Origin of the sequence: Pyrofollis japonicus (assembly GCF_033097485.1) — an archaeon.
GTDB lineage: Archaea > Thermoproteota > Thermoprotei_A > Sulfolobales > Pyrodictiaceae > Pyrofollis > Pyrofollis japonicus.
In genome coordinates, this window is the sequence record NZ_AP028634.1 from 16,354 (window position 1) to 41,078 (window position 24,725).

A 24,725-nucleotide genomic window follows, 5' to 3' on the forward strand; every position below is an offset into this window, starting at 1 on the left:
AAGGCTTTGAAGAGCATAGCTGAAAAGGCTAGCGGCGAAGAGGTCTACAAAAGGCTCTCGAGAAGCCTTAAACCCGATTGGCGGGACTATGTGGCGCTCGTAGCCGAGCGCCTCGACGGCGATAAGCACCCTTTCGCAGTACTAGCGGCGATAATTCTGAGCCAAAACACGAGCGATAAGAACTCGATAAGAGCATATATGAGGCTTAGGGAGGAAATCGGGGTATCGCCGGAAGATATTCTCAGGGCCCCGCTGGAGAGGCTCAAGGAGGTTATACGCCCGGCCGGCCTCGTCAATAACAAGGCTATGGCCTTGAAGGAGGCAGCGAGGAGGATAATCGAGGCCGGCGGCGAGAAAATACTGCTAGAGATGCCTTGGCGGCAGCTACGTGAGTTCCTGCTCTCAATACCGGGTGTGGGCGAGAAGACGGCTGACGTTTTCCTCCAGCTCGTTAGGCGTGCGCCAGTATTTGCCGTTGATACGCATGCGGCGAGGATAGCGAAGCGCTGGGGCCTGGTCCACGAGAAGGCAGGCTACAAGGAGATCTCGAAAGCGCTCCTAGAGTTCTTTGGGCCGGAGAGGAGCGAGGAGGCTCATCGCCTACTAATAGCCCTGGGCAGGACGTATTGCAGGGCGAGGAACCCTAGGTGTGAGGAGTGTCCGCTTCGAGACATTTGTCCATACGCGGAGAAAGTACTGGCTGCTAAGAAAGGCTCCTCGCCCTCAAGGTCTTAGCAGTTATGTAGCCTAGCGTCGACACTAGTATGGTAGCGGTAAATCCAAGCTCAGTAGCGACTACTACTGGCCTTATTGGTGCTAGTACTCCTGTGCTCAATGCAAGCTTGAGGCCAGTCACCAATAAGGCCATGGCTGCACCACTTATTGCCGCGGTCTTCGCCGCCATGGGGTCACGGTCCCCGAGGACTCCGGCTAGCACTGGCACCAGCATGGCTCCCGCCGTCAGCGTCCACCCGGTCTTGAACACAGCTGTAACGGCTTGGTAGACTGTCTTCGGCAAAGCGAGCACAGCCACAGCCGCTAGCGTCGCGGCAACAACTATGCCAGCGCTCACGACACGCATAGCAGTAGCACTCTTTCTCCCGGCAAGGTCGTATACAAGAGCGCTAGCAGCGGTCAATGCTACCGAGTCAGCAGTGCTCATTGAGGCAGCCAGCACTGCTGCAGCCAGTACAGCTAGCCCTGTCTCGCCCAGAAGCGATCCAGCCAGGGCAGGCATAGCATCAATAGGCTTATCGACGCTGGCCAAGTGGCGTGCAGCCAGCCCGGCGATGAACGAGCCCAGTGCAACTATGAAGGCGAACATCGTTGCCATGCCTGCAGCCCTTCTAACGGCTTTAGTGCTCGGCACTGTGTAGAACCTGTTGATTAGCTGCGGCAACCCCCACACGGCAAGGCTCGTCAGCATAGCCAAGTCGAAGACTATTAGCGTGCTGACTCCGTGTAGCGGCGGGGTAGCGTCTAGGCTTGAGGCTCCGAGCCTTGCGAGGGACGCGTAAGCGAGCACGCCGACTATAGACGCCATTATTATGCCTTGTATTACGTCTGTTAGTATGACGCTATACATGCCTCCGAGCGCGACGTATCCTGCAAGCACTGCAGCAACGATTGCGGCTGCGACCGGGAGCCCTATGTGAAGGGCCTTAGCCATGACCACAGCGGTGCCAGAGGCAACCGTTACCAGGTAAAGCAGGAGGCCAGTAGCAACTATTGCTCCAAGGAATCTCTGCAATCCCTTACTTCCATGAATCTTTGCTAGGAGTTCCGGAACAGTCAGGGCGTCAAGCCTCCTGCTCAGCTTGTTAACCTTCTCGCCAACAACTATGAATGCTAGGAGAGCACCTACAAGGATGTTTGCCAACGGTATTATGAGCGCTATTGGTCCCCATGCGTACGCCCACGAGCTCCCAACAATCATTACCACGCTGGAGAAGTACGTGGCGCCGAAAGTGAAGGCGAGTACCCAGTCACGCATAGAGCGATTAGCTACTAGGAAGCCCTTGAGCGAAGCAGCCCTATCCTTGACGGCTACACCGATAGCAAGGCTGGTGGCAAGGTAGGCCGTTATGAGCCCCGTCGCGTCAACCACTACATCTCCACCTCTTCGTCTTCCCTGACGGGTATCATGCTGTAGGCGAAGCCAGCTATTACTATTAAGAGGCCAAGGATAATTGCCTCAATCACCATTATTTATCCCCTCCTCTTGTCAATTATCCTCTTAGCCTTACCGCCCTCCGTGCGGGGCAGCGTCCCGGGGTCAACAATCTCAACCCTCGGCTTCACAATCAAGACTTCTCTTAGCTTCTCCTGAAGCCTCCTTGCAAACTCTTTCTTCTCTTCCTCGCTCAGCTTCCTCTCCGACTCAACCACGACTCTTAGTATGTCGAGTGCATCGTCTCTTTCAACTATTATCTGGTAGTGGGGAGAAGCCCATGGCTCCTGGAGTATAGCAAGCTCAATGTTCTGCGGGAACACGTTCACACCGTTCACTATAAGCATGTCGTCAGCACGGCCCTTTATCCTAGCTATTCTCCTCATGGTCCTGCCGCAGTCACAGCTCTTGGAATCCATTATGAATGTTAGATCGTTGGTCCAGTATCTCAGCAAAGGCATTGCATCATGGGTTAGCGGCGTGACCACGAGTACACCCTCCTCCTCCGGGCCAAGAGGCTCCCCCGTCTTCGGGTCCACAACCTCCACCAAGTAGTGATCCTCCCACACGTGCAGCCCATCATGCAGATGGCATTCCGAGGCTGTGCCAGGGCCGTATAGCTCGCTCATACCGTATACGTCGTAGCTATCCATGTCCCACAGCTTGTTTATCCTCCGCCTCATCTCCTCGCTCCACATCTCGGCGCCGAAGAAGCCAAGCCTCACCTTAGTATCCCTGGACGGATCAACACCCATCTCTAAAGCTACCTCGGCTAGCCTAACAGCATAGTTTGGGACAGCGGCAAGCGCTGTCGCACCAAGATCCCTTATCATCTGGACATGTCTTCGCGTAAACCCTGTCCCAGCGGGCACGACAGTGGCTCCAAGCCTCATTGCCCCGTAGTGGAAGCCGAGGCCACCTGTAAACCAGTGGTAGTTAAGAGTAGAGTAGAGCACATCGCCACGGCCGAGGCCCCCGGCGGCGAGCGTACGGGCCATCAAAGTAGCCCAGTTCTCAATATCCCTCATAGTATAGGCGACGACTGTCGGCCTGCCCGTAGTACCGCTACTAGCATGTACTTCTACGACCTCGCTGAGAGGCACTGCTAGTAAGCCGAAGGGATACTCGCGCCTAAGATCGTCCTTGAACGTGAATGGGAGCTTCCTCACGTCCTCGAGGCTTCGGATATCGTCTGGCCCTATACCGGCCTCCTTCATCCTCCTACGGTACAGCGGCACGTTCTCGTAGGCCCTTTTAACGGTCCAGCGCAGCCTAGCTAGCTGAATCTTCTCTATCTCCTCGCGTGGAGCAGACTCTATGCTGGGTTCTAGCATGTATGGCTTCAAAGGCATAGTGTCCACCTCTTAGAAGGTGTTAACAACTCTAAACAATTATGCATAGAAGGCGTCTCCGAATACAAACTCCGCTCTAAAAACCTCGGCATCCGAGCCCCTTTGGGGCCTAGCAATATTGGCGCATCAAGACCACCCCTCGCACATCGCTTTCCAGGTTCGCAGACAGAGTATAGCTGTTAACATCGGGAACAAGAGGCTACTCCCTAACCAGGTATTTAAGCGTTTCCCACCACGGTGGAGCGGTTTCCGAACCCCACGCCTTATAGAAGCAATACCGTGAAAGCGCAACTACTCGGGACCCGGAGGCGGCGCAGAAACCTTGACTACGCAACTCTATCCAAACGAGTGCGTAAAGAGAATAGTAGCGTTCGTACCCGAAGGCCACCTTCACGCACGCTTCATGATAGAGTTCTGCGACAAGACAATAATACTGCACGAGGCAACAGTAGCTGGGCTAGTAAGGGCCTTCGCCCTAGTAGCTCTTCACCCACAGAGGCGCGCAGCCGAGCTGACAGTAAAACACCTAAGCGAAGACGAGAAGAAGCCAGTGTTCGCCGAGTGGCAGCTCCTAGAAACAGATAGAGACGAGCAAGAGGTGCTCAGAGAAGCCGAGGAGAAGTGGAAGCAGAGCACTATCCCAGAGTGCTGCACAAAGCCGACGCCTCAGCGCGAGTCCTCGCAGTAAGCGAGCCTGTAGAGGATCCTAGAACCCTGCTCAACTGGAACAACGACGCCTCTTTCAACTAGGCGTTGCAGCCGCTCACGTACTATCCGCCTAGAAGCAGTTCCGCGAAGCTCACGCACGAGGCGGGTAATCTCACTCACAGAACGGGGACTACAATCAGCCAGCGCCTCGAGAACAGCTCGTGAAATAGGATCACTCGCGTAACGATAAGCCTCAACGATCCTCCTAGCAGCCTCAATAGCCCGGACAGCTGGCATGGAGAACACAATAGTCAGCCTAGAAGCTATAGCAGCCTCCTCGCTCATAGCCCCGAGCAAGGCCTCAAGCCTCTCGAGCCTGCGAAGCGCCTCCACGACAAGCTCCTCGAGCCGCCTCAGCCTATCCTCAGCATCGCCAGGCATAACTAGTCACCCCCTCTCCTCAGCACGGAGTAAAACATCGGGAACAGCTGCGAAGAAGCAGCAAAAACGTAGACCTACTCAAGCGCTAAAAACACGGACCCCCTTACTGTCTAGTCTCTTCGTCCTTCTCGGCTTCGCGCTCCTCAATCCTTACCTCTACTTTATCGTCCTTCTTCTCTATCAGAACCTTTCCAGGCTTCTCCCCAGCCTTCCCCCTGGTAACCACTATCGGGATGGTACCAGTACCTCCTTTCATCTGCTTCTCTAGTACCTCTAAGAGGCTGCTGATCTTCGGAATGGCCTCCAGCTTCGATTCGAGAAACCTCTGCGTTAACTCATATGCCTTGTCCGGAGGCATACCAGCATCCACGAGGCTCTTATACATCTGGGCTACTTCCTTGCCTATTTTCTCTCCGTCGAAGCTCTTGCTCAGAGTCTCCAAGAACTCCTTTACAAGGTCCTTAACGTTGTACATGAACTCCGTTATCGCGCCAAATACTTGGCGAAGCTCCTCAACCTCGTCTCCCCCAACCTCTATCTTTTTCTCAGGTTTCCTCTCAGCCACACGGCTTCACCTCCACGTATAGTGGACGATGTGTTCACTTAGTTCAGTTCTTCCCCATCCCAGTGACCGCCCGGTGACCGCTCAGGCCTGGAGAAACGGGTGCGCCCGAGCTCGGCGCCAAGTAAGCCAAGCAAACCCGGCAGCCTAAGCCTCTGAGACTCAAGAAACAAACCATACACCTTCACAAGCTTCTCGCGATAAGCTCGCGGCACGCCGCTCCTCGCTAGGCAGCGCGAAAACCTTCGTCTCCACAACCAATACCGGAAACGTAGCTCCAGGGAATAGAGCCTCAAAGAAACATAGACACTGATAAGACGCACCAAGAACAGAGTTGTCATAACAATAGCGCTGAGAAGTCCCATACTCCTAGCCAAGCTTATGCCCCAATACCTCTGAAGCATAGAGCCTAAGAGAAAAGTAAACATAATGCCATAATAACTGCATCGTCCTAAGCACGGTATGAGCACAAGATATATGCATCATCATCATTTTCTCGCATTGTGTATTTGCCCCAACCCTCTTTATCTTTAAATTCCTTATTGAATTCCGATTGGAACCTGTCTTTGGTGGAGTTGTAAGGCTTCTTGGGAACAATGTTTCAAACCCATACATTTCCATGAGAACAATATGGGATAGAGCAGAATGGAGGAGTATTGTAAATCAACATTCACTAGCCTTTTATAAGTAATCAATGTTCTAATAGAAATAAATACCCAGACCATAGCAAAGACTATTCGGATCCCAAAAGGGAACAAACCACTCTAACTCAAAAGAGAATTGTAAGCACGTAGTCGATGTCGTAGGTCGATGGCCCGAATGGCTCTACATCTCTAACTCAAAAGAGAATTGTAAGATATTGTCGAGAACATCGCGGCAATCGGCTCCGTGAGCGCGGTGCTCTAACTCAAAAGAGAATTGTAAGTTATCACAGTCAACCTCGTATATATATTCCCTATAATCCTCGCCTCTAACTCAAAAGAGAATTGTAAGGATACAGTATAGATAATAAGCTATTCCATGTCGAGTTCGACAAGATACTCTAACTCAAAAGAGAATTGTAAGCTAGCACTACTAAGACACCACTCATAGAACGCGCTATAATCCGGCTCTCTAACTCAAAAGAGAATTGTAAGAACGAGCGTCCACCTGCCCCCAGCAGTATTGTCCACAGACTCTAACTCAAAAGAGAATTGTAAGGGTACAGCACCCGCCCCAGCCCTCAGCACCAGCCGCTCCGCTCTAACTCAAAAGAGAATTGTAAGAGATTGCATCATTATCAGAGGCCCTGGCAGCTACGCTAAGCAGCCAACTGCTCTAACTCAAAAGAGAATTGTAAGCGCGTTCACTGTCGAGGATTATGAGAGCATTGTTGAGCGGGAGACTCTAACTCAAAAGAGAATTGTAAGATTACCACATTTCTGCCATATCCTATCCATATCCCATATTTTGCGCTCTAACTCAAAAGAGAATTGTAAGGCCACGCTCAACAACCCTCACTACGCCGCCGAGAATAGTCTTGTAGCTCTAACTCAAAAGAGAATTGTAAGATGAGGTCGTCGGTCGGCGTGCTGCTCCGCTCGGCCTTGTAGAGTCTCTAACTCAAAAGAGAATTGTAAGAGCACTATACGCGCCAAGAACGATCAAACCAAGCCCAGCACTCTAACTCAAAAGAGAATTGTAAGCGACCACCTTCTCGTCGGGCGGCACGTAGGTATCTTCCCCTCTAACTCAAAAGAGAATTGTAAGTGGGGCTAAGCCCGGGCATCGATACCGTCCTCGCATTCCTAGCTCTAACTCAAAAGAGAATTGTAAGCATCGGTTCTGTCCCGCGAACTAGTGCCAAGACGGTATATGAGACTCTAACTCAAAAGAGAATTGTAAGCAGCAAGCTCCAAGGGAGCCTTGAAGGTAATGATGCGGGCCCCTCTAACTCAAAAGAGAATTGTAAGCTAGGCTCCGCATTATCGCGGCTTCCCTGCCATCGGCTGTCTTCCTCTAACTCAAAAGAGAATTGTAAGCTCCCATGCAGAGGACCCGGCCTTCTCCACCACTAACCCGCCGAGATAAACTCAAAAGAGAATTGTAAGGTAGCACCGTGGCCACTATGGGCGAGACGGCTCTCATGCCCCTCACCTGCGATAAACTCAAAAGAGAATTGTAAGAGAGCTCTTCAAAAGCATTGTTATGAGCGCTATACTGGCTGTTGATAAACTCAAAAGAGAATTGTAAGGCAGAGGTGTTGCGGCATGGTGGCACGTATCCGCTTAAAATGGCTCTAATTCAAAAGAGAATTGTAAGAGGATCGTTTTCTTCGTAAGGTGTTGAGCTTGGGGCCAGGGCTGTAGTGGCAAATTTTTAGTTTTGATTCATGTTTCTGGTTATTCTGTTCCTTCGTGTATTATTGGGTTTAGCCATGTTCCTTTGAGTAGCCATGTGAGGGCTATTAGGCCGGTAGCGTAGTTGCTTATCGCCATGCCGGTCCATAGTCCTATTTCGCCCATTCCTAGCCTATATGCTAGTAGCCATGATAGCGGCACCCTCATGAACCATAGTCTGGCTATCCCTAGGATGGAGACGAAGAGGGTTCTACCGCTGCTCCGTGCAATCGTGTTTGCCACCATGAATATGCTGAAGCCGAGGGTGCTTGGGGCGAAGATGTGTATCATGTCCATTGTTATCCGTATAACGTTGGGGTCGTTGCTGAATATCTTTGCGAAGGGTTCTGCGAACAGCATTATTGCTGCGAGGAATGCGGAGATTGTTACGAGTAGTGCTGTGAGCCCGGTCCAGAGAGCCTTCTTTGCCCGCTCATACATCTTGGCGCCAAGTGCTTGTGCAACTATTATGCCGGTTGCTCTGCCGAATGGCATAGAGATTATCCGGTCGATCCCGATTATTATCTGGCCTATAGAGTAGGCTGCTAGGACATCGGTGCCGAGCCCTGAGACTATGCCCGCCATGGTCATGAAGCCCAGTGTCATCGCTAGTCTCTGAACTATTTGTGGAATCGATACGTGGGCGGCGAGGCGGAGGTAGAGCGGCCTAGGCCTAAGGTCTCCGACGCTTAGCCTGAGGCCGTGCCTGCCAGTGGCTAGGCTGTAGGCGGCGTAGCTGGCCGAGAATACTCGCGAGAAGAAGGTCGCCAATGCTGCACCAAGTATTCCGAGTCTTGGCAGGCCGAGCAAGCCGAAGATGAGTATGGGGTCGAGGACGAAGTTTATCAGTGTGGATGCTATTCCTATCTTTGTAGGAGTTGTGGTGTCCCCCATAGCGCTGAGCGTCATCGTGAAGAACAAGTAGATGCCCGATAAGGGTATCCCGGCCGCGAGCACAGTCAAGTAGATCTCAGCAAGGGGCTTAACATCGCTCGGAACCCCTATCGCCGAAAGGTATAGGCCAGCGGAGGCCATGATCGCGAGCGAGCCCGGGACGGCGACGAGAAGCATCACGCCGAGCACTGTTCCAGCCGCTTCTCTCGCCTTCCTCCACTTAGCAGCACCAACGTACTGGCCTACGAGCGCTGATATGCTACTAGAGAGGCCGAACAATATGCCGAACAATATGTCGGGGTAGGGCCAGGAGACTATTGGTGCTCCGAGCGCAGCCTTACCGAGCCTGGAGAGCCAAAAAGTATCAACAATCTCGTAGATAGTACTAATACCCATTGAGACCATGAGGGGGGCTGCTAGCCAGAGGATCAGGCGAAAGAGCCTCGGCTCGGTAAGGACGCGCTCACGCAGCCCCTTGAGCCGCGAGCCTACCTCGTCCCGCTTATCCACTCCTCCTCGACCCGCATTGGAGCAAGTGTTCTTGAATCGGGCGCGTTACTAGCCCGTGCAACACTTGGCGCGTTGAAGCGGGTTGTAGGAAAATAGCCCTTCTTGAAAGGCTCCGTAGAGTTCCATGGAACCCCTAGTCAGCGTAGGGGGTGGTAATAACCGTGCCTACGGCCTATACGAAAAACAGTCTATAGTGCTGCGGAGGCTTTTTTCAGCGTAGCGAGAACTATTACCTCCAGTACCTCGGCTATGAGGACAATCAGTGCACCGATAATGATTATTGTCAGTATTGCTCCATACCAGTAAAGCTTTGCCGTGAGGCCGGCGAGGCTTCTATCGCCGTATTCTCCCAGCACGTTCATTAGGTCGCGTTTGTTTAACCCATAATAGAGCATTGCGAGATAAAGCAGGATCCACCCAATTATTACGCTAACGCCTAGCCCTATGTGGCCTCCAATTATCGCCCCACCCAGTATAGATACTCCTATAACGAAGGCAACAATTATCAATACTACTAAGAACCCGATGGTGGCTTTAAACGCATAGCTAAAGATCTCCTCTCTCCCATAGATGTTGGACAAATAGTAGAGTCCTACGAGGTATAGTACTAGGCCCACGATCCCGATAGAGAAGTGTCCCGAGCCAACTATCATTAGCACGAGCCCTATTATTGAGAGTATTTTTGCCGTCTCGAACTCCAATGGCAATCTCCTCAAGCTAAGATATAAAGCGCTTTGATGAAGATATTAAAACATATTCCTATCCGCAGCCATGGAGAAACCGTAATGGCCTCAACGTGTAGGAGATGGGCCAAGAAATGCTGAGGCCTTGTTCAGATCCTTGGCTCGAGTATGCCCTTCTCTATAAGGCTTATCAATAGCTTCCTCGCGGCATCTTGGCCTATGCCCAGCCTCTCGGAGACAAGCACCACTGCTTCACGGAACAAGAGTTCTCCACGCCTCCTTCTCTCAGCGACGACCTCGCGGTAGGCCCGTAGCTCGTCCTCACCGAGTATCCCGGCTTCCTCGATCATTCTTCTAAGCTCCTCGAGGTATTGGCGGAAAGCGAGAATGTCTTCGAACACGTTTGCACCCTTCCTAGGCTTTGAGGGTTCTTGGCCGATTGCCCGCAGCGCCGCCTCTAGGGCCTCTGCCTCCGCCTCTAGGCTAGCAAGTATCCTCTTGGCCTCTGCCTCCACGTCCCGGAGGACCCGCTGGCCTCGGTCAAGGCTATCGCGTATAATCGTCCTAGCGCTCTCTACGAGACTTCTAGCACCCCTCACAGCCTCGAGCAGCTCCTGGGGCTCCTTCCCCCTAAGCCCCTCGATTGCCCGCTTCCTCATGCCTTGTGCCTGGGCTATGGCTGACCTGACGTCGCCGAGGACTTCTTCAAGCATCGTGGTCTGGGGCAGCCCTGCTGCACGCGCATCCTCAAGTATCTTTTCGAGCGCTTTGGCCCAGCTATTAGCAGACACGAGTTCGTCCTCTAGCCCGGCAAGCTCGTCCAAGAGTCTTGATACTTGCTCGTCGAGCTCTACTAGAGGTCTGCGCGCATCCTCAAGGCTCCTTCTCAGAGCCTTCACCAGCTGCTCAGCCTCTTCCACACTAAGCCTCTCGGCGACGCTTGAGTGCTCGAATCCCGGCAGAGCCAAGGCCTCCGGCGGCACCCTTACCCCTAGCCTCTCCAGCTTCTCGCTCATCTTCTCGGCAAGCCTCCTCGTCTCAGCAGTATCCTCCATTATCCTCCTAGTTGACTCGAGCAGCGACTCTAGCCTAGCAGTTATGGATTCTACCTCCTTGCTGGGCTCAGCGCCGCTTTGCCCGAGCCGCATTATCCCGAGCGTCTCTAGCCTGGAGTACAACATCCATAGCTTATAGTTGAAGTGTAGTAGTGGGCCGAGTCCGTTAACGTAGAACGGAGTGTAGCGGCCGGGATCCCGTGGATGCTTCTTCTTCTCGGCCTCCCATAGCTTCATAACCTCTTTCTCGAGCTCTTCCTCACTCATCCTTAGCTCGTCGATCTCCGAGAAGACCTTGAGTGCTTCCTCCAGCTTGTCGAGTACTTGTACCTCTATGCTAGTCTTTGCGCCTCCGAGCAAGGTGCTGAGCTGCTCATTGAGCGCTGATACGAGCTCCCTTATCCTCCTAGCCTCTTCCTCGATGCGCGAGCGGAGCCGGCGTGCATCCTCGACTGCACGGTGCACGTGCGCCTCAAGAACCTCTTCCTTGACGTAGCTCGCGGTGTCGTAGACGAGACGTGCAAGCCTAAGGCTCATGAGCCTGTTGCCGGCGCGTAGTGCCTCGAGCGCTACTCCTAGAAGCCTCTTAGACTTCGCGACAAAGGCTTCTAGGCTGCCAGCCCTAAAGTCCCTAGCCTTGGCTGAGACCACGAGACCCCACGAAGCCGCCACCGGGTCAGCCTCTATCTCCTCTACGAGCTTCTTCGCCTCCTCTATGAGCCTCCAAGCGTCCTCGTCGCTATCGGTTAGCCTTATCTTCATGCGGTCAGCGTCTATCCTCCTAGCCGAGCCAGAGGAGCTAGTTATGAGGCCGCGATAGAGAAGGCTCTGTAGCAGCATTCTCCGAGTACCCGGGTTGCGGGCCGCCACAACCAGCACGTCCCATATCTGGGCCGCTTGGACCTCCTTGCTCCTCGCATCGAGCTGCTCAAGGGCCCTCAGCACGGCCTTCTCTAGCGGGCTAAGCGTGTCAATGTAGACGCTTCCGTTTGTCCTCTCCAAGAACTTGTTCGCGACCAGCAAGGTCATGTAGCGCTCTAGCGTAGTGTACTCGTTCCGGTCTATGTCAGGGCTGAGTATGCCCCGGCCCTCGCCGCCCTGTCCGCGGTAGAGGTGGTAGCGCATCACGTACTCGTAGGCAGCGTTGAGCGCCTCCTGGACGGTCGTCTTCGTCGAAGGCGCTACTAGGAAGTAGCGAAGCGCGCCACTGAGCTCAGTAGGCTTCTCCACGTCGTAGCCAAGCATTGGATCGCCTACGAGCAGCGGTGCCCCATCAATGCCCTCTTCTAGTCCACGAAGCAGCCTCTCTTTCAGCCGAAGCTCTTCGCCAAGCTCTCGCAACAGGTTCGCAAGCCTCAGCGGATCAAGGCCAGCAGCCTCGGCCTCAGAGGACTCCACTACTATCTTCCGCGCAGCCCGCAGAGCCTCCTCGACCCCGCCATAGGTGTCGCTGAGCTTTATGCCGAGTGCTTGCAGCCTCACCCGGGTCATCATGGAGTCTATCGGGGCCTTGACTATCTTGACGAAGAACTTTGCCTCCAGGGCCTCTAGTACGCGGTCCGCCTGCGGCTCAACACCGCCGTGGTAAACCAGGAGTATCGCGTGCGGCCTCCAGTGGCTCATTATGGCGGTGAGGAGCTGGCTCTCCAGCCTCTTAGCCTCAGCCCCCGTCACCTGGCCAGGTATCGCGTATACCAGTATCCTCGCGCTGGTCTCCCCCGTCACCCGTGCAGTTATCCTTGCGACTCCGTCGCCCTGGGTTGCCGGCTCTCCCTCCAAGAGCCCCTCGTGGGCGAGGATGAGCGATAGGCCGAGCAACATGTGTTGGCGCCCAGCCTCGGTGTAGACTCGGCGGATTATGCGCAGTCTCTCCACGCGGTCAGCTATGAAGTCAAGGTAGTGTAGCTCCGGGCTCACGTAGATGACGCGCTGCATCTTAGGCGACAAGAGGAGCGCCTTCTCACCGCCCACGCCCACGAGCTTGGAGAAGATGTTCTCCCATAGCAGGCTAGCCAGCCTCTCGGCCTCGAACCGGCTAAGCTCAAGCGGCGAAGCATCCGCCACGAGCGGTGCAGCGTCCTCCTCGCTGGGCGGCACAGCCACGACGAGCCGGCCAGCCTGGTCAAGGTAGACGAGGCCGTCTAAGAGCTGCTCCAAGGGCCTCATGTCGTCTCTCGGGGCTAGCTGCGGCATCAGCTTAGCTATTTCGGGCTCAGCGCCGCGCAGCAGCTTAAAAGCGTCCTCGACAGCCGGCACCAATACTACTTCGTGTACGAGGCGCTGCACCCCTAGCTCCCTGCGGGGCCAAGCCTGCTCACCATACATGTTGAGTTCTCTCACAGCCTCCGCTACCAGCTCCCTCCTCATGTTGGTTGCCTCTACTAGTTGCTGCCAAGTAGCGGCACCCCTCGCTACAAGCTCGTCTAGGAGCCTCCTAGCCCTAGCAGGGTCTAAGCCAGCTAGCTTTGCACGAGCCTCCCAGCCGTCAATGAGCCTCGTATATGCCTCGGCATTGATTGCTGGTATCTCTGCTCCCCCGACGCTGAGGCGCAGGTTCTCAAGGGCCTCGATCAGCTCAGCCGTGTCGAGGATCGCTACCGCGTCTCCGCAGCCTCTCCGCCCCCTGCTCCAGGAGACTAGGTAGCGAAAAGCCGAGACAAGGGCACCCATGTTGCCAAGGCTGCTAGAAACGAGGGCGTTTGCGAGACCGCGGTCCACGAGGAGCGAGTCCAGGCCCTCGCCGAGACTATACCTGGCGAGGCTCTCTAGGAACGCGAATGCCTCCCTCCTAGTCAGGGGCTGAACCCATATAGTCCTAACCCTTCTCTTCAGCCTAGCAGCTATCGTTGCGAAGTCGCGGAGGCTCATAAGCCTGCTATAAGCCGGGGGAGTGAGGCTAACCACTACATGGAACATTCCGCGGAGACAGTTCTCTCTCCTACACCTAGCAGAGACGAGCTCAACGTCGCCGTTCAGGAGGCCTACGAGCCCCGCGACGAGTAGGCCAAGCTCCTCCTCGCTAGCAGAGGCTACGAGGTCCTCGAACTCGTCAATGAAGACTATGACGCCCCTACGCCCCTCGGCCAGGGAGCCTAGGACGTTCTCAACGTATTCTCGGAGGCTCGGGGCAGCGTCTGGAGGCCCATACTTGGCTAGCAGTCCGGAGGCCTCTAGCCCGGCTGCGAGCAAGGCGGCAGTAAGCCGGAAGGCGGGGTCACGCTCAGCCCTCTGCCTTAGCGATGCTAGGTGTGCAGCTACTGTCGCGGCCCTGGTCTCCAATGTGAGCCACTTGTTCTTCTCCGCCCAGGGCTTGATCCTGGCATTGTAGATGCTTGTCTTCCCTTCACCCCACTCAGCGACAAGCATTACGAGCACTGGGTCGCTGCTCTTCTCTATCTCGTTGAGGACCTCTGCGACCTGCTGGTAGACCCTCTGCCTACTGGGGAGCGGAGGAATATACTCGTCTAAGAGCTCGGCATCGGTCCCCGTGAGGCTTGGAAGTCTCCGCGGGACAGCGCCGCAGCCCGGAGTCTTAGCAGCCATACCGCTACCCCAATGCTGTTAAGAGAGGCGGTAACACGTGTACACAGGCATCCATAAACAAGCAGCGGTAACACCGTATAGACCCGGGTAACATTCTCCTCGTAGCAGCTCCTCCGGTGGAGGGATTGTTCGGGAACCGGTTTAGCATATCCCCGGGTAGTCTCCGAGACCAGTTTTTAGAACAAAGAACAGGGAAACGAATCCACGGTGACACCTTCTTGTCCAACACTGACGGCCTACTCCTCGTCATCGCCCTCGGCGGCAACGCCTTCATGAAGAAGGGCGAAGGCGTGGAGAAGCAATGGGAGAACGTAAAGAGGGCAGCCCGCTCAATAGTAGAGCTGATCAAGAAAGGATACCGTGTAGTAGTAACCCACGGCAACGGGCCCCAGGTAGGCCTCATTCTTGAATGGATTTACCGGGCTTCCCCGCACCTAGCCTCGACCATAACAATGGACATGGCTGGCGCCATGACGCAGGGCTGGCTAGGCTACATGCTCCAACAAGCAATCGGGAACGAGCTAGAGGCGAACAATCTGCCCAGACGCATAGTAACCATAGTCACACAGGTACTCGTAGACCCCAACGACCCGGCGTTCAGGAATCCCACAAAGTACGTCGGGCCCTACTACGACTGCAAAGAAGCAGAAGAGATAGCTAAGAAGACGGGCTGGGTCTTCAAACCCGATCCCCGTGGAGGATGCAGAAGAGTAGTACCGAGCCCCAAACCCCTAGAAATAGTGGAGCTCGACGCGATAAGGCGCCTCGTTTCCCAGAACTACGTTGTGGTAGCGGTAGGTGGTGGAGGAGTACCCGTAACGAGGAGCAACAACGGCCTAATCGGAGTCGAGGCTGTGATAGACAAGGACCTTGCCTCAAGCCTGCTCGCGCGCAGACTAGGAGCAGACGCCTTCATAATACTGACAGACGTAGACTACGTCTACATAGACTACGGCAAGCCCTCCCAACGAGCCCTCAAAACCCTAACGAGTAGCGAGGCGCGCCGCCTCCTAGAGCAGGGACAATTCCCTCCCGGAAGCATGGGGCCAAAAATACAGGCAGCAATCGAGTTCGTAGAAGAACGCGGCCCAAACGCATACGCAGCGATAGGAAGCCTAGACCACGCACTAGACGTCGTAGAGGGGAGGAAGGGGACCAGGATCGTCAAAGGGTAAACGAGCACTGTCTTGCCCCATTTACTCCTCCGTTACTTCGCCAGCAAGAAGCTCTATTCCGAGACTCTTCGCTGCCTCGGCCGCATTCCTTGAAGCCTCTACTGCGAGGATCATTTTCCTCGAAGCTTTCTTTCCGAGAATCCTTTCAACTATATCCGCCTTCTCGTAGAACCATAGAACGTCGTCCCGCTCTACATAGGTCTTGACTTCTAACAACCACACCTCGCTATCGTGTACATAGATATCAACCTCTATGACCGCTCCGCGTGCAACATATTTCCCATCAACATCGACGTACTGGAACCTCTTAACACTTAAGGGCTCCAAGCCATGCTCCTCAAGCAAATCACGGTAAATCTCGCGGACAAGGGACTCAAACCTCATACCAACCCTACGGCCCAGCGCGCCCAGACTCCTCTTCAGCCCCTCTACAGCCTTAACCAGCTGCTGTTGCCCCTCCTCAACTCTTGCCAGTCTCTCCTCGACCCTGGTAACCCTTTCTTCTAGTCTTTGTTGTCTCTCCTCTAGCTTCTGGTAGCGTTCCTCCAGCCTTGCAAACCGCTCCTCTAGTTGTGCAAATCTCTCTTCTAGCTTCTGGTAACGCTCCTCTAGCTGTGCGAACCTCTTCTCAAGCTCTGCAAACCTCTCCACCAGCTTCTTGAACTCCTCTTCTAGCCTCTGCTGCCTCTCTTCCAACCTCTGTTGTCTCTCCTCTAGCCTCGAGAATCGTTCAAGTAGTTCGCTGAAACCCAGTAGCCCCATCACTGTATAGCGAAACTCCTTATCCGATTCCAATAGCCTTAGAATCTTCTCCTTAATCTCCTCATCCGTTGTTGCCATATGTTCCGCCCAGACTTTCTACCAATAGCGTTATCAAGAAGACAAGCACGCCTATATTAAGATTTTTTAAGCATAGAAATAGGGATAAGGCTTGCCGTGAAGAGAAAATCGGCCCTAATAGAAAACTTGCTCAGCTATTCTTCCTCTCAGCCACTACAGCCTTGTATAGTGGGCAGAGCCCGCAGAACCACGGCGCCTTCGAGACGACTACCCTGTATACCTCGCCCTCCTTCTTCACGTACTCTTCGCCTATCTGCTTGGCTGCTTCCTCGCTGAGCCTCCAGAGCTTGCACACGCCGTTCTCGTTGTAGACGCAGGTCTGGCTCTTCCACGCCCCTACCATCGCGGCGATGCGCTGGAATGCTTCCAGCTTGGAGACGCGTGCCTCGTAGAGGCTGAGCGACGCCGAGTAAGCATCAATAATGCTTTGGAATGACTTTACCTCGGCTCTTACCTCTTCTACCTCGCTCCTAAGCTCCTCTATCTTCTTATCAGTCTCCGAGACAACCGGCTCCTCGGGCTCGATGAGAGGGAGTACACGCTTCTCGGTAAGGGATATACTCATAATTATCACCCCTATGGTTTGGGCTATACCTCCACGGCTTCAATATCGGCCGTGTAGTGAACCTAAGCAGTTGGGCCTGGTAACACCTTGTTTAACAGAATGTGTGCTAGGTCACTATCCCCTAGTCAATGCCTGGAGCCCAGCTATCTTTAACACATGTTAATTATTTAAAACCTTGCTGCCGTTATAGGCCGTGGGGATGCGGTGAAGCCACCATGATAAACGCATACGCCGTTGCACAGCTGCTCCACCTACTTGGGGCCAGCGTCTGGATAGGTGGCCACCTAGTGATAGCGTTCGGCTATCTGCCGCGCCTGCTACGAGGCGACCCCTATGAACTGAAGCGTTTCGAAGAGGTCTACGAGAAGATAGGGATACCAAGCCTCCTCCTAGTCCTCGCCACGGGCGCCTATATGGGTTTACAGTGGGCTCCTCTGGAGCAGTGGCTAGCCTTCGAGGGCAAAGCAAGGATACTAGACATAAAGGCCGCGATGGCGCTCACAGTGCTGCTGCTCGCAGCCGACGTCAAGCTCCGCATAGAGCCCAAGGCCGAGCAAGGCAAGCTACCGGTGCTAGATCTTGCTGCCCATATAATCCTCGTAACAATCCTCTCCATAGGCTTCCTAGTCGCAGGCTGGCTACTACGCTTCACATAGCTTCATAGCAAAAACGAAGAGTAGAGAGCGCATCATCTACGGGCTGGCTGCCAAAGATATACAATAAGGCGCCGTGGACAAGGGCGGTACAATACCGGCTGACACTGAACTCGGGACGAGGAGCCTCCCCGAGGCACTGGCATTATTCTCGAGGAGGAGAAGCTTGTGTGAAACGCGCTAAGAGCCCCTACATTATCACGCACTGTCCTTATCCTCTTTCTGCTTCTCTTTTTTCTTCATGAACGCGTCTAGGCCTAGTTGCCTCGTCTTCTCCTCGGCTTTGCGCAGCGCCTCCAGGCGCTCAAGGATGTGCTTGGGCGGCATTGGCTTCTCGCCCTGGAGCAGCTTCACGAAGAACGTGTCCCTCACTGGCTCGTAGACCAGCTTGTAGAACCTCTGAGGGTCTCGGAGAACCCAGTCCGGGAACAAGGAGACGTACTCGACAGCGGCCTTCCAAGCCTTCTCCCAGTCAATGATCTTCGAGACCTTCATCTTCACCTCGCGGTCGAAGTCCCGCGGAGTCTGCTCCTCCCCGCCGATCACGAACCAGCCGCGCGGGCTCACCTGGACGCACTCGCCCAGAACCTCCTCCATGCCCTCGGGGCAGCGTTGCCCAGGGCGGCGGCGCTCAGCCCGCCTCAGCAGCTCCTCGAGCGTAGCGCTGAACCTGCGATACCTCGGCCCATAGTGCTTAGCCCACGCGTAGAATATTGCACGGTTAAGCCCAAAGCTCTTAGCCTTATCAAAATCCTTCTCTAACACGTAGTAGCGGGCAGCCTGAAGCAGCGCCATAACCTGGAAACGCCCAACACCAGCAAGTCGTAACAAGTCCTCAGGCCTAGGCACAGCAATACCCCCGCGTAGAAAGATATCGGCAGAGGCACGGCCTTTATACAAGCCCCTTATTTCTCCACGGGACCGTGCATTATAGGAAACCCTTATTGGCCACACTATTGGTTCTAAGATATTCCTAAATGGTGCGGGGGTGCCCGAGCCAGGTCTAAGGGGGCGGGCTCAAGACCCGCTGGCGTAGGCCGGCGTGGGTTCAAATCCCACCCCCCGCACCACCCCTTATAAGGGGTCAAGGGGCGGCTCTTTCTTCCGGCTAGCGGCGGCTCAGTTATCCCGTGCTGTGTCCTCAAGGCACTGTGGCGACAAGCCCATGGCCTCTGGAACAAGTGTAGGGGACCTGGTCGCTGATACTGGGAAGGGCGCGGTTCTCTGGGTCTATGTGTCCCCGAAGTCTGCTAAGACCTACCTAGAACATGTTAATGGAGAGCTGATATTCTACTCAGCAGCTTCTTGTAAAGACCACGGTGTGAACCATGATCTTATAAGGTGGTTTTCGAAAGTGGTTGGTGTTAGGCCAATCATCGTGAAGGGCTGGTCTGCGAGAAAGAAGCTGCTCCTATTTCCTGGGGTAAGCAAAGAGAAAGTGGTCCGTGCTCTCTTGAAGCACGTCAGGAACTCGGGGTAAAAAGGAGAGAAGGGTCTTTCTTACCCCCCTTTATTTACTGGCTCGTAACAACATTTCTTGGATTCTTTTGGTTCTAGTTCATTGTTCTTCTTTGAGTTGTTGTAGCACTATCTTTAGTGCTTCTCTGACCGTTGTCCCTGTTATTGTTATTACTTTGACTCCTAGGTGTTGTAGGGCGGCGTAGGCGTTAGGGCCTGGCTGTGGCCCTGCATAGACTTTTGCGCCCTTCTCTGCTACGGTTTGTGCTGCTTTTACTCCTGCTCCGCTTCCAGCAGCATAGCCCGGGTTATCGACTACTTCTACGTTCTTAATTTCTCCGGTCTCGGTGTCTACTTCTACTATTGTAAAGGTCTGGGTTCTTCCGAAGCGGTCTGCTATGGTGTCGTCTAGTCCTCCATTGTTTGTGGCAAAGGCTATCTTTATGGTTGCCATGGGGTTTCACCATACTCTGTACCGAGTTCTTAAGGGTTTTTAGCAATTATCTCTCTCTAGTACTGGTGATTTGTCCAGGCCTTAGCACTACTGGCACGTAGGGCTCTGGCTTCTTTGGCCGGTACTTTGCCCACCATGTGCGCCACTGTGGGAGCACCTCGTCTGCCACGTACTCTGCTATCTTCTTCGCGGCCTTCGCTGCCGGGCTATCGGGGCTGTAGATCGTTATTGGCTTGTTCGTTGCCAAGGCCTTCGGGACCTCCGGGTCGTAGGGTATCTTGCCGATTATCGGTATGTTCTCTTTCTCTGCGTACTCCTCGATGAGGGGTAGCACGTCCTGGTTTATGTCGTACTTGTTTATTACGAGCATCGGTGCTATTCCGAAGTGCTTGGTGAGCTTGTGTATTCTCTTTAGGTCGCTTAGGCTCGCGAGGGTAGGCTCAGCTACCAGTATTGAGAGCTGGGCCCCCGTCAAGCTGGATATAACTTGGCACCCTATGCCCGCGGCAGCGTCCACGAGGAGCACGCCGCTCGGCCCTAGCAATTCCTTGCCCTTGTTCTTGGCCTCAGTCACTATCTTGCCGCTGTTTGGCCTACCCGGCATGGTCTCGGAGGAGACCAGTGTGAAGCCGTACCCGGTCTTGGCGACCCTTATCTCGCCGCTCTTGACGCGGAACTTGTATCTTATCGCCTTCGGTGGGCATACTAGGCTGCACGTCAAGCAGCCTTCACATATGTACGGGTTTATCACGTACTTCCCGTCCTTTATCTCGACAGCCCCGTAGGCGCACTCCTCGGCGCACAGGTTGCACCTTGTACACTTGTCTTCAAGTATGTAGGCGAGGCGGCCCTCATAGACATCGTCTACCTTCTCCCACTGGGTTACGCCGAGCACTAGGTGCAGGTTAGGCGCCTCAGCATCAGCGTCAACAGCTACCATGTGGTAGCCCTTCTCGGCCAGCGTTAGCGCGAGGACAGCGGTGAGCGTCGATTTACCTACTCCTCCCTTACCGCTCGCAACCACTAGCTCCACAGGAGGCTTGATCTCGGGCGCGGTCACTTCCTCCTCACCCCCTTCTCTAGAGCCTCTACGAGGAGTGATTGTGCGATCTCGTTGAGTGCCTTGGAGGCCTCGCAGCTGGGGCACTCCTCCACGACGGGAGTGCCGCGAGCATATATCTTGGCGGCCTCGGGGTCGTATGGTACGAGGAAAACCTTTTCAACACCATACTCTTTGGCGGTCTCTAAGTGCTTCTCGTGGCTCGCGATACCCGCCTTGTTTATCACCATCCATATTCTCTTCTCCATACCCCTAGCAATCTCCAGTATTGCCCTCAAGTCGTGGAGCCCGAGCGGTGTTGGCTCGGTGACCGCGATCACTAGTTCTGCCTCCTGTATGGCCGCTGAGATCCCGTTGCCAGTACCAGCACCAGTATCAACAATCAGCATGGCGTCGGACGGGGTCTCCTTCAGAGCCCTTTGCTTCGCGACAACTATTGCTGGCGGAGTGTGCTCCTCGCCCTCCCTAAGTATGCCGGTTATGAGGCGGAAGCCGCCACCCCTCTTCACTAGGGTAGAGTAGCTGTAGCCCACTACCCTGCGGCCTTCTGGGTCAATGGCCTTGTAGGGGCAAGCGTAGAGGCATGCCTTGCACCCGCTGCACAGCCTCGGCATCACCATCGGCGGCGTGCCCTTAGCCATGACGATCGCACCGGTATCACATACCTTGGCGCAAGCACCGCAAGCCGTACACTTCTTGTAGTCGATTATTGGGAAGAAGATTGCTATGGGTTCCTCGTTCTCGAGCCCCTGGAGCCCTAGGAGCAAATGATCATTAGGCGCCTCTACGTCCAGATCTGCGAGCGTTAGCTCCACGTGCCTAGACATGAGTACAGCGATATTCGTGGCTACGAAGCTCTTACCTGTGCCACCTTTCCCCCCAGTAACTGCTACTACGAAGCGGGGAGGCAAGGAGTGGTCACCCTTCCTTAACAAGTTTGCGATACAGGGGATGATTGACTACGCGGTCGTTAAGCTCCTCCATGGATAAGTTCTTGGCCTCTTCTATAGCTTCGTCAAGGAAGGCCTTGTCCTCTGCCGGTATTTCTGGTAGCTGGCACTGGTACTCTATGCAGCCCTTCCTACCAGTAGATGGGTCGCCTTCGTGTTTGACAAAGCACGTATCGTCCTTTATGAGGTCCTTTACCCCCTCTATGTAGAAGACGCCAGGACCGGCAACGTAGACAAGGTCCTCGGTGATCCTCTCCCCTCTCTTTTCGAGGCTCTTTAGCTCAGCTAGTGCCAATACCCTGCTGAACACGAAGGGGTGAACGCACCCCATTTTAGACAGGATGTATGCTATGGCGTCTCGTCCCTTTATGCTCGTACGCCACCACCATATATTATTCTTGAACAATTTTTACGCTTGCTAAAAACCTTGTAGGTCGTTTAAGTTAACAACTGTTACATAAACCTTATCCGACTAGGGTTAAAAATATATGATAATTAGTGATTTCATTAAACAGTATCTTTTATTTCGTAAAAAGCACAACCATACAGACTACGACGAAATACCGGCTAGCAAGTCCTCCCGCCGGCGACCGGACGAGACTACATATCCTTAACCCGATGAGTATCTTAGTCCTACTGGGGGCACGAAGGAATGGACCCCGTTAGGAACACACTGCTCAACGGCTACAAGATGAGCTTGGAGAAGGCCCGGAAACTAGCATCCACGGGCATGCTTCCGCAGGCCTCCTACCATCTCTATGTCGCCCTGCAGCTCCGGGCGGCAGCCCTGCTGAGGCTAGTCAACCCAGCAAGCAACCATACGTGCTCAGTCTCTGCGATAATGAAGCTTATTGAGAAAGCATTGCAGAGCCAGGGCCTCGTAGAGCTTGCGGAGAGGTTCAAGAAGATAGAGCAAGAGTATCGCGACGCAGTAAAATGGGCAGAAAAAGTCCATACTCTTGTAATGTACAAACCCGTTGACGTATCCATGGAGATGTTTGACAAGGTGCTAAGCCTCATAAATGAGCTCGAACAATTAGAAACTGACCTCCTAGCTACGGCGAAGAGTAGAGCAAGTGAGGCGAATGGCTCTTGAGCGGCGAGCTCGTCGAGAAAATGAATAGACGCGCGAGGACCTTCCTTCAGATAGCTGACGAACTCATGAGGAGCAAGGACTATGATGTAGCCGTATTTGCGCTAGAACAAGCAATCCAGCTAAGAATTAAGGCACTACTTCTGCGCCTCTTCGGCGAATACCAGCGCATCCATGGAGTAAGGGAATTGCTCGGTGCTCTCGGCAAGGCTAGAGGAAGCAGGTTTTTAGTGAGCTAGCTGAGCGTATAAGGATGTTTGTTGCGGATAATCGTGGCTATCTGTGGGTTCTCGAAGAGGCATACACTATGGCCAGGTACGCTGCCCGTAGCTACGGAGAAGTCGAGGCAAAGAATCTCAGAGAGATAGTGTTGAAGCTCTGGGAGCTCCTAGAAGAGGTTGAGAAAAGTGTCGTCAGCGAGGCACATGGTTGAGCGGTTACGGAGGCTAATGAAGTGGAGACAAATCGTCCAGGTAGTTGCTGAAGCTGCTAAACAAGTACTAGGCGAGGACATAAAGGTCTACGTTATAGGCGGTGCTGCTGAGGACAGGCTTACCGCGCTCAGCGACATTGACGTGCTCATAGTGTTGCCGAGAGACCCTGACCCATATGAAGCTACAAGGATATCTAGGCTAGTCTATGAGAAGGCTGTTGATCTCGGAATGCCCTGGGACTATCCACTAGACCTCCACATTGCAGGTCCTCACCTCCTTGAACTCTACAAGCGGTTCTCGAGGCGCATGATAGAGGTGAAGTAGTTCCCCAGGGTTAAGGAACCCTCTTAATCAACTATCTAGGATTGATGGCCTCCGCCACTATTTCCTCTCTCCAAGGCTCAGAGCCTCTAGTGTACCTTATTTCGTGCAGTCTACCCTCTACGAGCCTTACAACGGCCTTTACATCCATGTGCCTCATGGCCTCCTCTGGGTGATGCGTGACAAGAATCACTGGCATCTTCTCTGCAGCGTACTCGCTGATATAGGTCATGAGTGCTCTACGGCTCTCAGCGTCTATGTGGTCAAACGCCTCGTCTAGCAACAGCATCCTTGCATCTATTGCCAAGGCGCGGGCAATAGCGACCCTCTGTTTTTCTCCACCACTGAGCATCCAGGGCATGCGGCTCAGTAGATGTGTTACCCTAAGCATGTCTGCTAGCGCGAGTACGCGTTCTCGCACCTCTTTCTCGCCGAGCCCCCTAGCCCTTAGCCCGTAGGCTATGTTATCGTATACGGCCATGTGGTTGAAGAGGGCGAGGCTCTGGGGAACATAGGCTACCCTCCTACGGCTCGGGGGAAGCACGTGAAGCTCGACGCCGTTTACGATGATTTCTGCGTCGGCCCGGATAACACCAGCAATTGTTTTGAGCAGTGTTGTCTTCCCTGCCCCGTTTGGGCCAAGGAGCAAGGTGACTCCTTTCCCAGGGAGGTTTAGCTCCACGTTCCTTAGTATTCCCGCGCGGCGTACATTGATATAGACTGCCAAGACCTCTCACCCAGACCCCTCTTCGCGAGCACGCGTTTCTCGAAGCGGGATGCGAGAGACACGAAAACAGCTACGGTCGCAGTCAGTACGAAGACTATTGCCGCAACATGGGCGACGTCTAGGAGGTCCGCGTAGAGCATTGCCAGGTACCCGAGCCCGCTCGGCACGGCCACCATTTCTGCAGCGAACACGGTTTTCCAGGTCATGACGCTCTCGACCTTCACGGCGGGAAACAGCTTCTCCAACACTTTCGGCAAGATTATCGTTCTCCAGAGGTACATGCCCTCAGCGCCGAGGGTCTGAGCCACTGCGACCTCCTCGGGGTCGACGCTGCGGAGGGCAGAGAAGACCTGGTAGAGGATTGGCGGGAACGAGCAGAGAAAGCTCGCAGCAACAGGGAGCCGGAACTCATCGGTACCGAGCAAGGCTATGAGGAGTGGTATCCACGCAACACTCGGCACGGAAGCAATTATCGCAGAGAGCTTCTCGAGCACACCTCCCAGCCGCAGAGCAACCATGCCGGCGAGGACTCCTAGGCCGAGGCCTGCCACGAGCCCCAGGGCAAACCCGGTGAGCGCCCTCATAGCTGTAAGCAGGTACGCATCCACAAGCTTTGCGAGGAACACCTTATCGGCAAACACCCTTGCTATCTCGAGCGGCCCAACAAGCCACGGACTGCTATACGCTATTGCTGCGAGCTGCCAGGCCGCGAGCAACACGAGGTACGAAACCGCCTCCACAACCCTATCCCGCACCACG

26 protein-coding genes, 1 tRNA gene and 1 CRISPR repeat array are annotated in these 24,725 nt (G+C 54.3%); of the genes, 10 read left to right on the forward strand and 17 right to left on the reverse strand.

Annotated elements, in window-relative coordinates:
* Positions 1-6 precede the first annotated feature (6 nt).
* Positions 7-735, forward strand: coding sequence for an endonuclease III domain-containing protein (locus SBG41_RS00095; RefSeq protein ID WP_317895504.1), 729 nt, complete (start codon positions 7-9; stop codon positions 733-735).
* On the opposite strand, the gene SBG41_RS00100 is transcribed toward SBG41_RS00095, so the two are convergent.
* Positions 704-2,107, reverse strand: a complete 1,404-nt coding sequence (locus SBG41_RS00100; RefSeq protein WP_317895505.1) for a sodium:solute symporter family protein — start codon at positions 2,105-2,107, stop codon at positions 704-706. The two genes, SBG41_RS00095 and SBG41_RS00100, sit on opposite strands and share 32 nt — an antisense overlap.
* 101 nt (positions 2,108-2,208) lie before the next feature.
* Positions 2,209-3,522, reverse strand: coding sequence for a phenylacetate--CoA ligase family protein (locus SBG41_RS00105; protein ID WP_317895506.1), 1,314 nt, complete (start codon positions 3,520-3,522; stop codon positions 2,209-2,211).
* A 322-nt stretch (positions 3,523-3,844) separates the two neighbouring features.
* Between SBG41_RS00105 and SBG41_RS00110 the strand changes: the two genes are divergently transcribed.
* Positions 3,845-4,210 carry a hypothetical protein gene (locus SBG41_RS00110; RefSeq protein ID WP_317895507.1) on the forward strand — a complete coding sequence of 122 codons (366 nt, stop codon included), beginning with the start codon at positions 3,845-3,847 and terminating at the stop codon, positions 4,208-4,210.
* Here SBG41_RS00110 and SBG41_RS00115 read toward each other — a convergent pair.
* The 6 genes from SBG41_RS00115 to SBG41_RS00140 all read right to left on the reverse strand — a co-directional run bounded on the left by SBG41_RS00115 (position 4,189) and on the right by SBG41_RS00140 (position 14,236).
* A complete protein-coding gene (locus SBG41_RS00115; RefSeq protein WP_317895508.1) occupies positions 4,189-4,611 on the reverse strand; it encodes a helix-turn-helix domain-containing protein in 423 nt (140 codons plus the stop codon). The genes SBG41_RS00110 and SBG41_RS00115 overlap by 22 nt on opposite strands.
* Before the next feature lie 103 nt (positions 4,612-4,714).
* The gene (locus tag SBG41_RS00120) at positions 4,715-5,176 is read right to left on the reverse strand and encodes a hypothetical protein (protein ID WP_317895509.1); all 462 of its coding nucleotides are present in this window, start codon (positions 5,174-5,176) and stop codon (positions 4,715-4,717) included.
* A gap of 38 nt (positions 5,177-5,214) precedes the next feature.
* Positions 5,215-5,550, reverse strand: coding sequence for a hypothetical protein (locus SBG41_RS00125; RefSeq protein ID WP_317895510.1), 336 nt, complete (start codon positions 5,548-5,550; stop codon positions 5,215-5,217).
* Between the two features lie 385 nt (positions 5,551-5,935).
* A CRISPR array of direct repeats spans positions 5,936-7,474; the repeat unit is 25 nt; unit sequence CTCTAACTCAAAAGAGAATTGTAAG.
* Positions 7,475-7,554: 80 nt separating this feature from the next.
* Positions 7,555-8,955, reverse strand: coding sequence for an MATE family efflux transporter (locus SBG41_RS00130; RefSeq protein WP_317895511.1), 1,401 nt, complete (start codon positions 8,953-8,955; stop codon positions 7,555-7,557).
* A 188-nt stretch (positions 8,956-9,143) separates the two neighbouring features.
* Complete coding sequence (locus tag SBG41_RS00135; RefSeq protein WP_317895512.1) at positions 9,144-9,656, reverse strand: DUF996 domain-containing protein; 513 nt, start codon at positions 9,654-9,656, stop codon at positions 9,144-9,146.
* Between the two features lie 131 nt (positions 9,657-9,787).
* Positions 9,788-14,236 (reverse strand): P-loop NTPase fold protein, encoded by a 4,449-nt coding sequence (locus SBG41_RS00140; protein WP_317895513.1) that lies wholly within the window; start codon positions 14,234-14,236, stop codon positions 9,788-9,790.
* Between the two features lie 218 nt (positions 14,237-14,454).
* Here SBG41_RS00140 and arcC point away from each other — a divergent pair, with 218 nt between their 5' ends.
* A complete protein-coding gene (gene arcC, locus SBG41_RS00145; RefSeq protein ID WP_317895514.1) occupies positions 14,455-15,411 on the forward strand; it encodes a carbamate kinase in 957 nt (318 codons plus the stop codon).
* A 21-nt stretch (positions 15,412-15,432) separates the two neighbouring features.
* Here arcC and SBG41_RS00150 read toward each other — a convergent pair whose 3' ends face one another.
* Together SBG41_RS00150 and SBG41_RS00155 are read right to left on the reverse strand one after the other, a co-directional pair.
* On the reverse strand, positions 15,433-16,251 hold the full coding sequence (locus tag SBG41_RS00150) for a PD-(D/E)XK nuclease family protein (protein WP_317895515.1): 819 nt from the start codon (positions 16,249-16,251) through the stop codon (positions 15,433-15,435).
* A gap of 130 nt (positions 16,252-16,381) precedes the next feature.
* Positions 16,382-16,816 carry a hypothetical protein gene (locus tag SBG41_RS00155; protein WP_317895516.1) on the reverse strand — a complete coding sequence of 145 codons (435 nt, stop codon included), beginning with the start codon at positions 16,814-16,816 and terminating at the stop codon, positions 16,382-16,384.
* A 215-nt stretch (positions 16,817-17,031) separates the two neighbouring features.
* On the opposite strand from SBG41_RS00155, the gene SBG41_RS00160 reads away from it, so the two are divergent.
* Positions 17,032-17,472 (forward strand): CopD family protein, encoded by a 441-nt coding sequence (locus SBG41_RS00160; protein ID WP_317895517.1) that lies wholly within the window; start codon positions 17,032-17,034, stop codon positions 17,470-17,472.
* Between the two features lie 195 nt (positions 17,473-17,667).
* Here SBG41_RS00160 and SBG41_RS00165 read toward each other — a convergent pair whose 3' ends face one another.
* A complete protein-coding gene (locus SBG41_RS00165; protein WP_317895518.1) occupies positions 17,668-18,318 on the reverse strand; it encodes a hypothetical protein in 651 nt (216 codons plus the stop codon).
* 133 nt (positions 18,319-18,451) lie between these two features.
* Between SBG41_RS00165 and SBG41_RS00170 the strand changes: the two genes are divergently transcribed.
* Together SBG41_RS00170 and SBG41_RS00175 are read left to right on the forward strand one after the other, a co-directional pair.
* Positions 18,452-18,539 (forward strand) — tRNA-Leu (locus SBG41_RS00170).
* A gap of 95 nt (positions 18,540-18,634) precedes the next feature.
* The gene (locus SBG41_RS00175; protein WP_317895519.1) at positions 18,635-18,949 is read left to right on the forward strand and encodes a DUF167 domain-containing protein; all 315 of its coding nucleotides are present in this window, start codon (positions 18,635-18,637) and stop codon (positions 18,947-18,949) included.
* A gap of 78 nt (positions 18,950-19,027) precedes the next feature.
* Here the strand turns inward: SBG41_RS00175 and SBG41_RS00180 are convergent, their stop codons facing one another.
* The 4 genes from SBG41_RS00180 to SBG41_RS00195 are packed head-to-tail and all read right to left on the reverse strand — an operon-like array spanning position 19,028 to position 21,797.
* A complete protein-coding gene (locus SBG41_RS00180) occupies positions 19,028-19,381 on the reverse strand; it encodes a NifB/NifX family molybdenum-iron cluster-binding protein (RefSeq protein ID WP_317895520.1) in 354 nt (117 codons plus the stop codon).
* Between the two features lie 46 nt (positions 19,382-19,427).
* Positions 19,428-20,441, reverse strand: a complete 1,014-nt coding sequence (locus SBG41_RS00185; protein ID WP_317895521.1) for an ATP-binding protein — start codon at positions 20,439-20,441, stop codon at positions 19,428-19,430.
* Positions 20,438-21,352: a P-loop NTPase gene (locus tag SBG41_RS00190; RefSeq protein ID WP_317895522.1), complete on the reverse strand. Its 915-nt coding sequence runs from the start codon at positions 21,350-21,352 to the stop codon at positions 20,438-20,440. The genes SBG41_RS00185 and SBG41_RS00190 overlap by 4 nt, the downstream gene beginning before the upstream one ends.
* 7 nt (positions 21,353-21,359) lie before the next feature.
* Positions 21,360-21,797: a Panacea domain-containing protein gene (locus SBG41_RS00195; protein ID WP_317895523.1), complete on the reverse strand. Its 438-nt coding sequence runs from the start codon at positions 21,795-21,797 to the stop codon at positions 21,360-21,362.
* A 246-nt stretch (positions 21,798-22,043) separates the two neighbouring features.
* On the opposite strand from SBG41_RS00195, the gene SBG41_RS00200 reads away from it, so the two are divergent.
* The 4 genes from SBG41_RS00200 to SBG41_RS00215 are packed head-to-tail and all read left to right on the forward strand — an operon-like array spanning position 22,044 to position 23,242.
* Positions 22,044-22,487, forward strand: a complete 444-nt coding sequence (locus SBG41_RS00200; RefSeq protein ID WP_317895524.1) for a HEPN domain-containing protein — start codon at positions 22,044-22,046, stop codon at positions 22,485-22,487.
* The gene (locus tag SBG41_RS00205; RefSeq protein WP_317895525.1) at positions 22,484-22,723 is read left to right on the forward strand and encodes a HEPN domain-containing protein; all 240 of its coding nucleotides are present in this window, start codon (positions 22,484-22,486) and stop codon (positions 22,721-22,723) included. The genes SBG41_RS00200 and SBG41_RS00205 overlap by 4 nt, the downstream gene beginning before the upstream one ends.
* Positions 22,724-22,737: 14 nt before the next feature.
* Positions 22,738-22,917 (forward strand): hypothetical protein, encoded by a 180-nt coding sequence (locus tag SBG41_RS00210; protein WP_317895526.1) that lies wholly within the window; start codon positions 22,738-22,740, stop codon positions 22,915-22,917.
* Entirely contained in the window at positions 22,892-23,242 is a 351-nt protein-coding gene (locus tag SBG41_RS00215; RefSeq protein ID WP_317895527.1) for a nucleotidyltransferase domain-containing protein, read from the forward strand. The genes SBG41_RS00210 and SBG41_RS00215 overlap by 26 nt, the downstream gene beginning before the upstream one ends.
* A 31-nt stretch (positions 23,243-23,273) precedes the next feature.
* On the opposite strand, the gene SBG41_RS00220 is transcribed toward SBG41_RS00215, so the two are convergent.
* Positions 23,274-23,966, reverse strand: a complete 693-nt coding sequence (locus SBG41_RS00220; protein WP_317895528.1) for an ATP-binding cassette domain-containing protein — start codon at positions 23,964-23,966, stop codon at positions 23,274-23,276.
* The gene (locus SBG41_RS00225) at positions 23,927-24,724 is read right to left on the reverse strand and encodes an ABC transporter permease (protein WP_317895529.1); all 798 of its coding nucleotides are present in this window, start codon (positions 24,722-24,724) and stop codon (positions 23,927-23,929) included. The genes SBG41_RS00220 and SBG41_RS00225 overlap by 40 nt, the downstream gene beginning before the upstream one ends.
* Position 24,725: the final 1 nt, after the last annotated feature.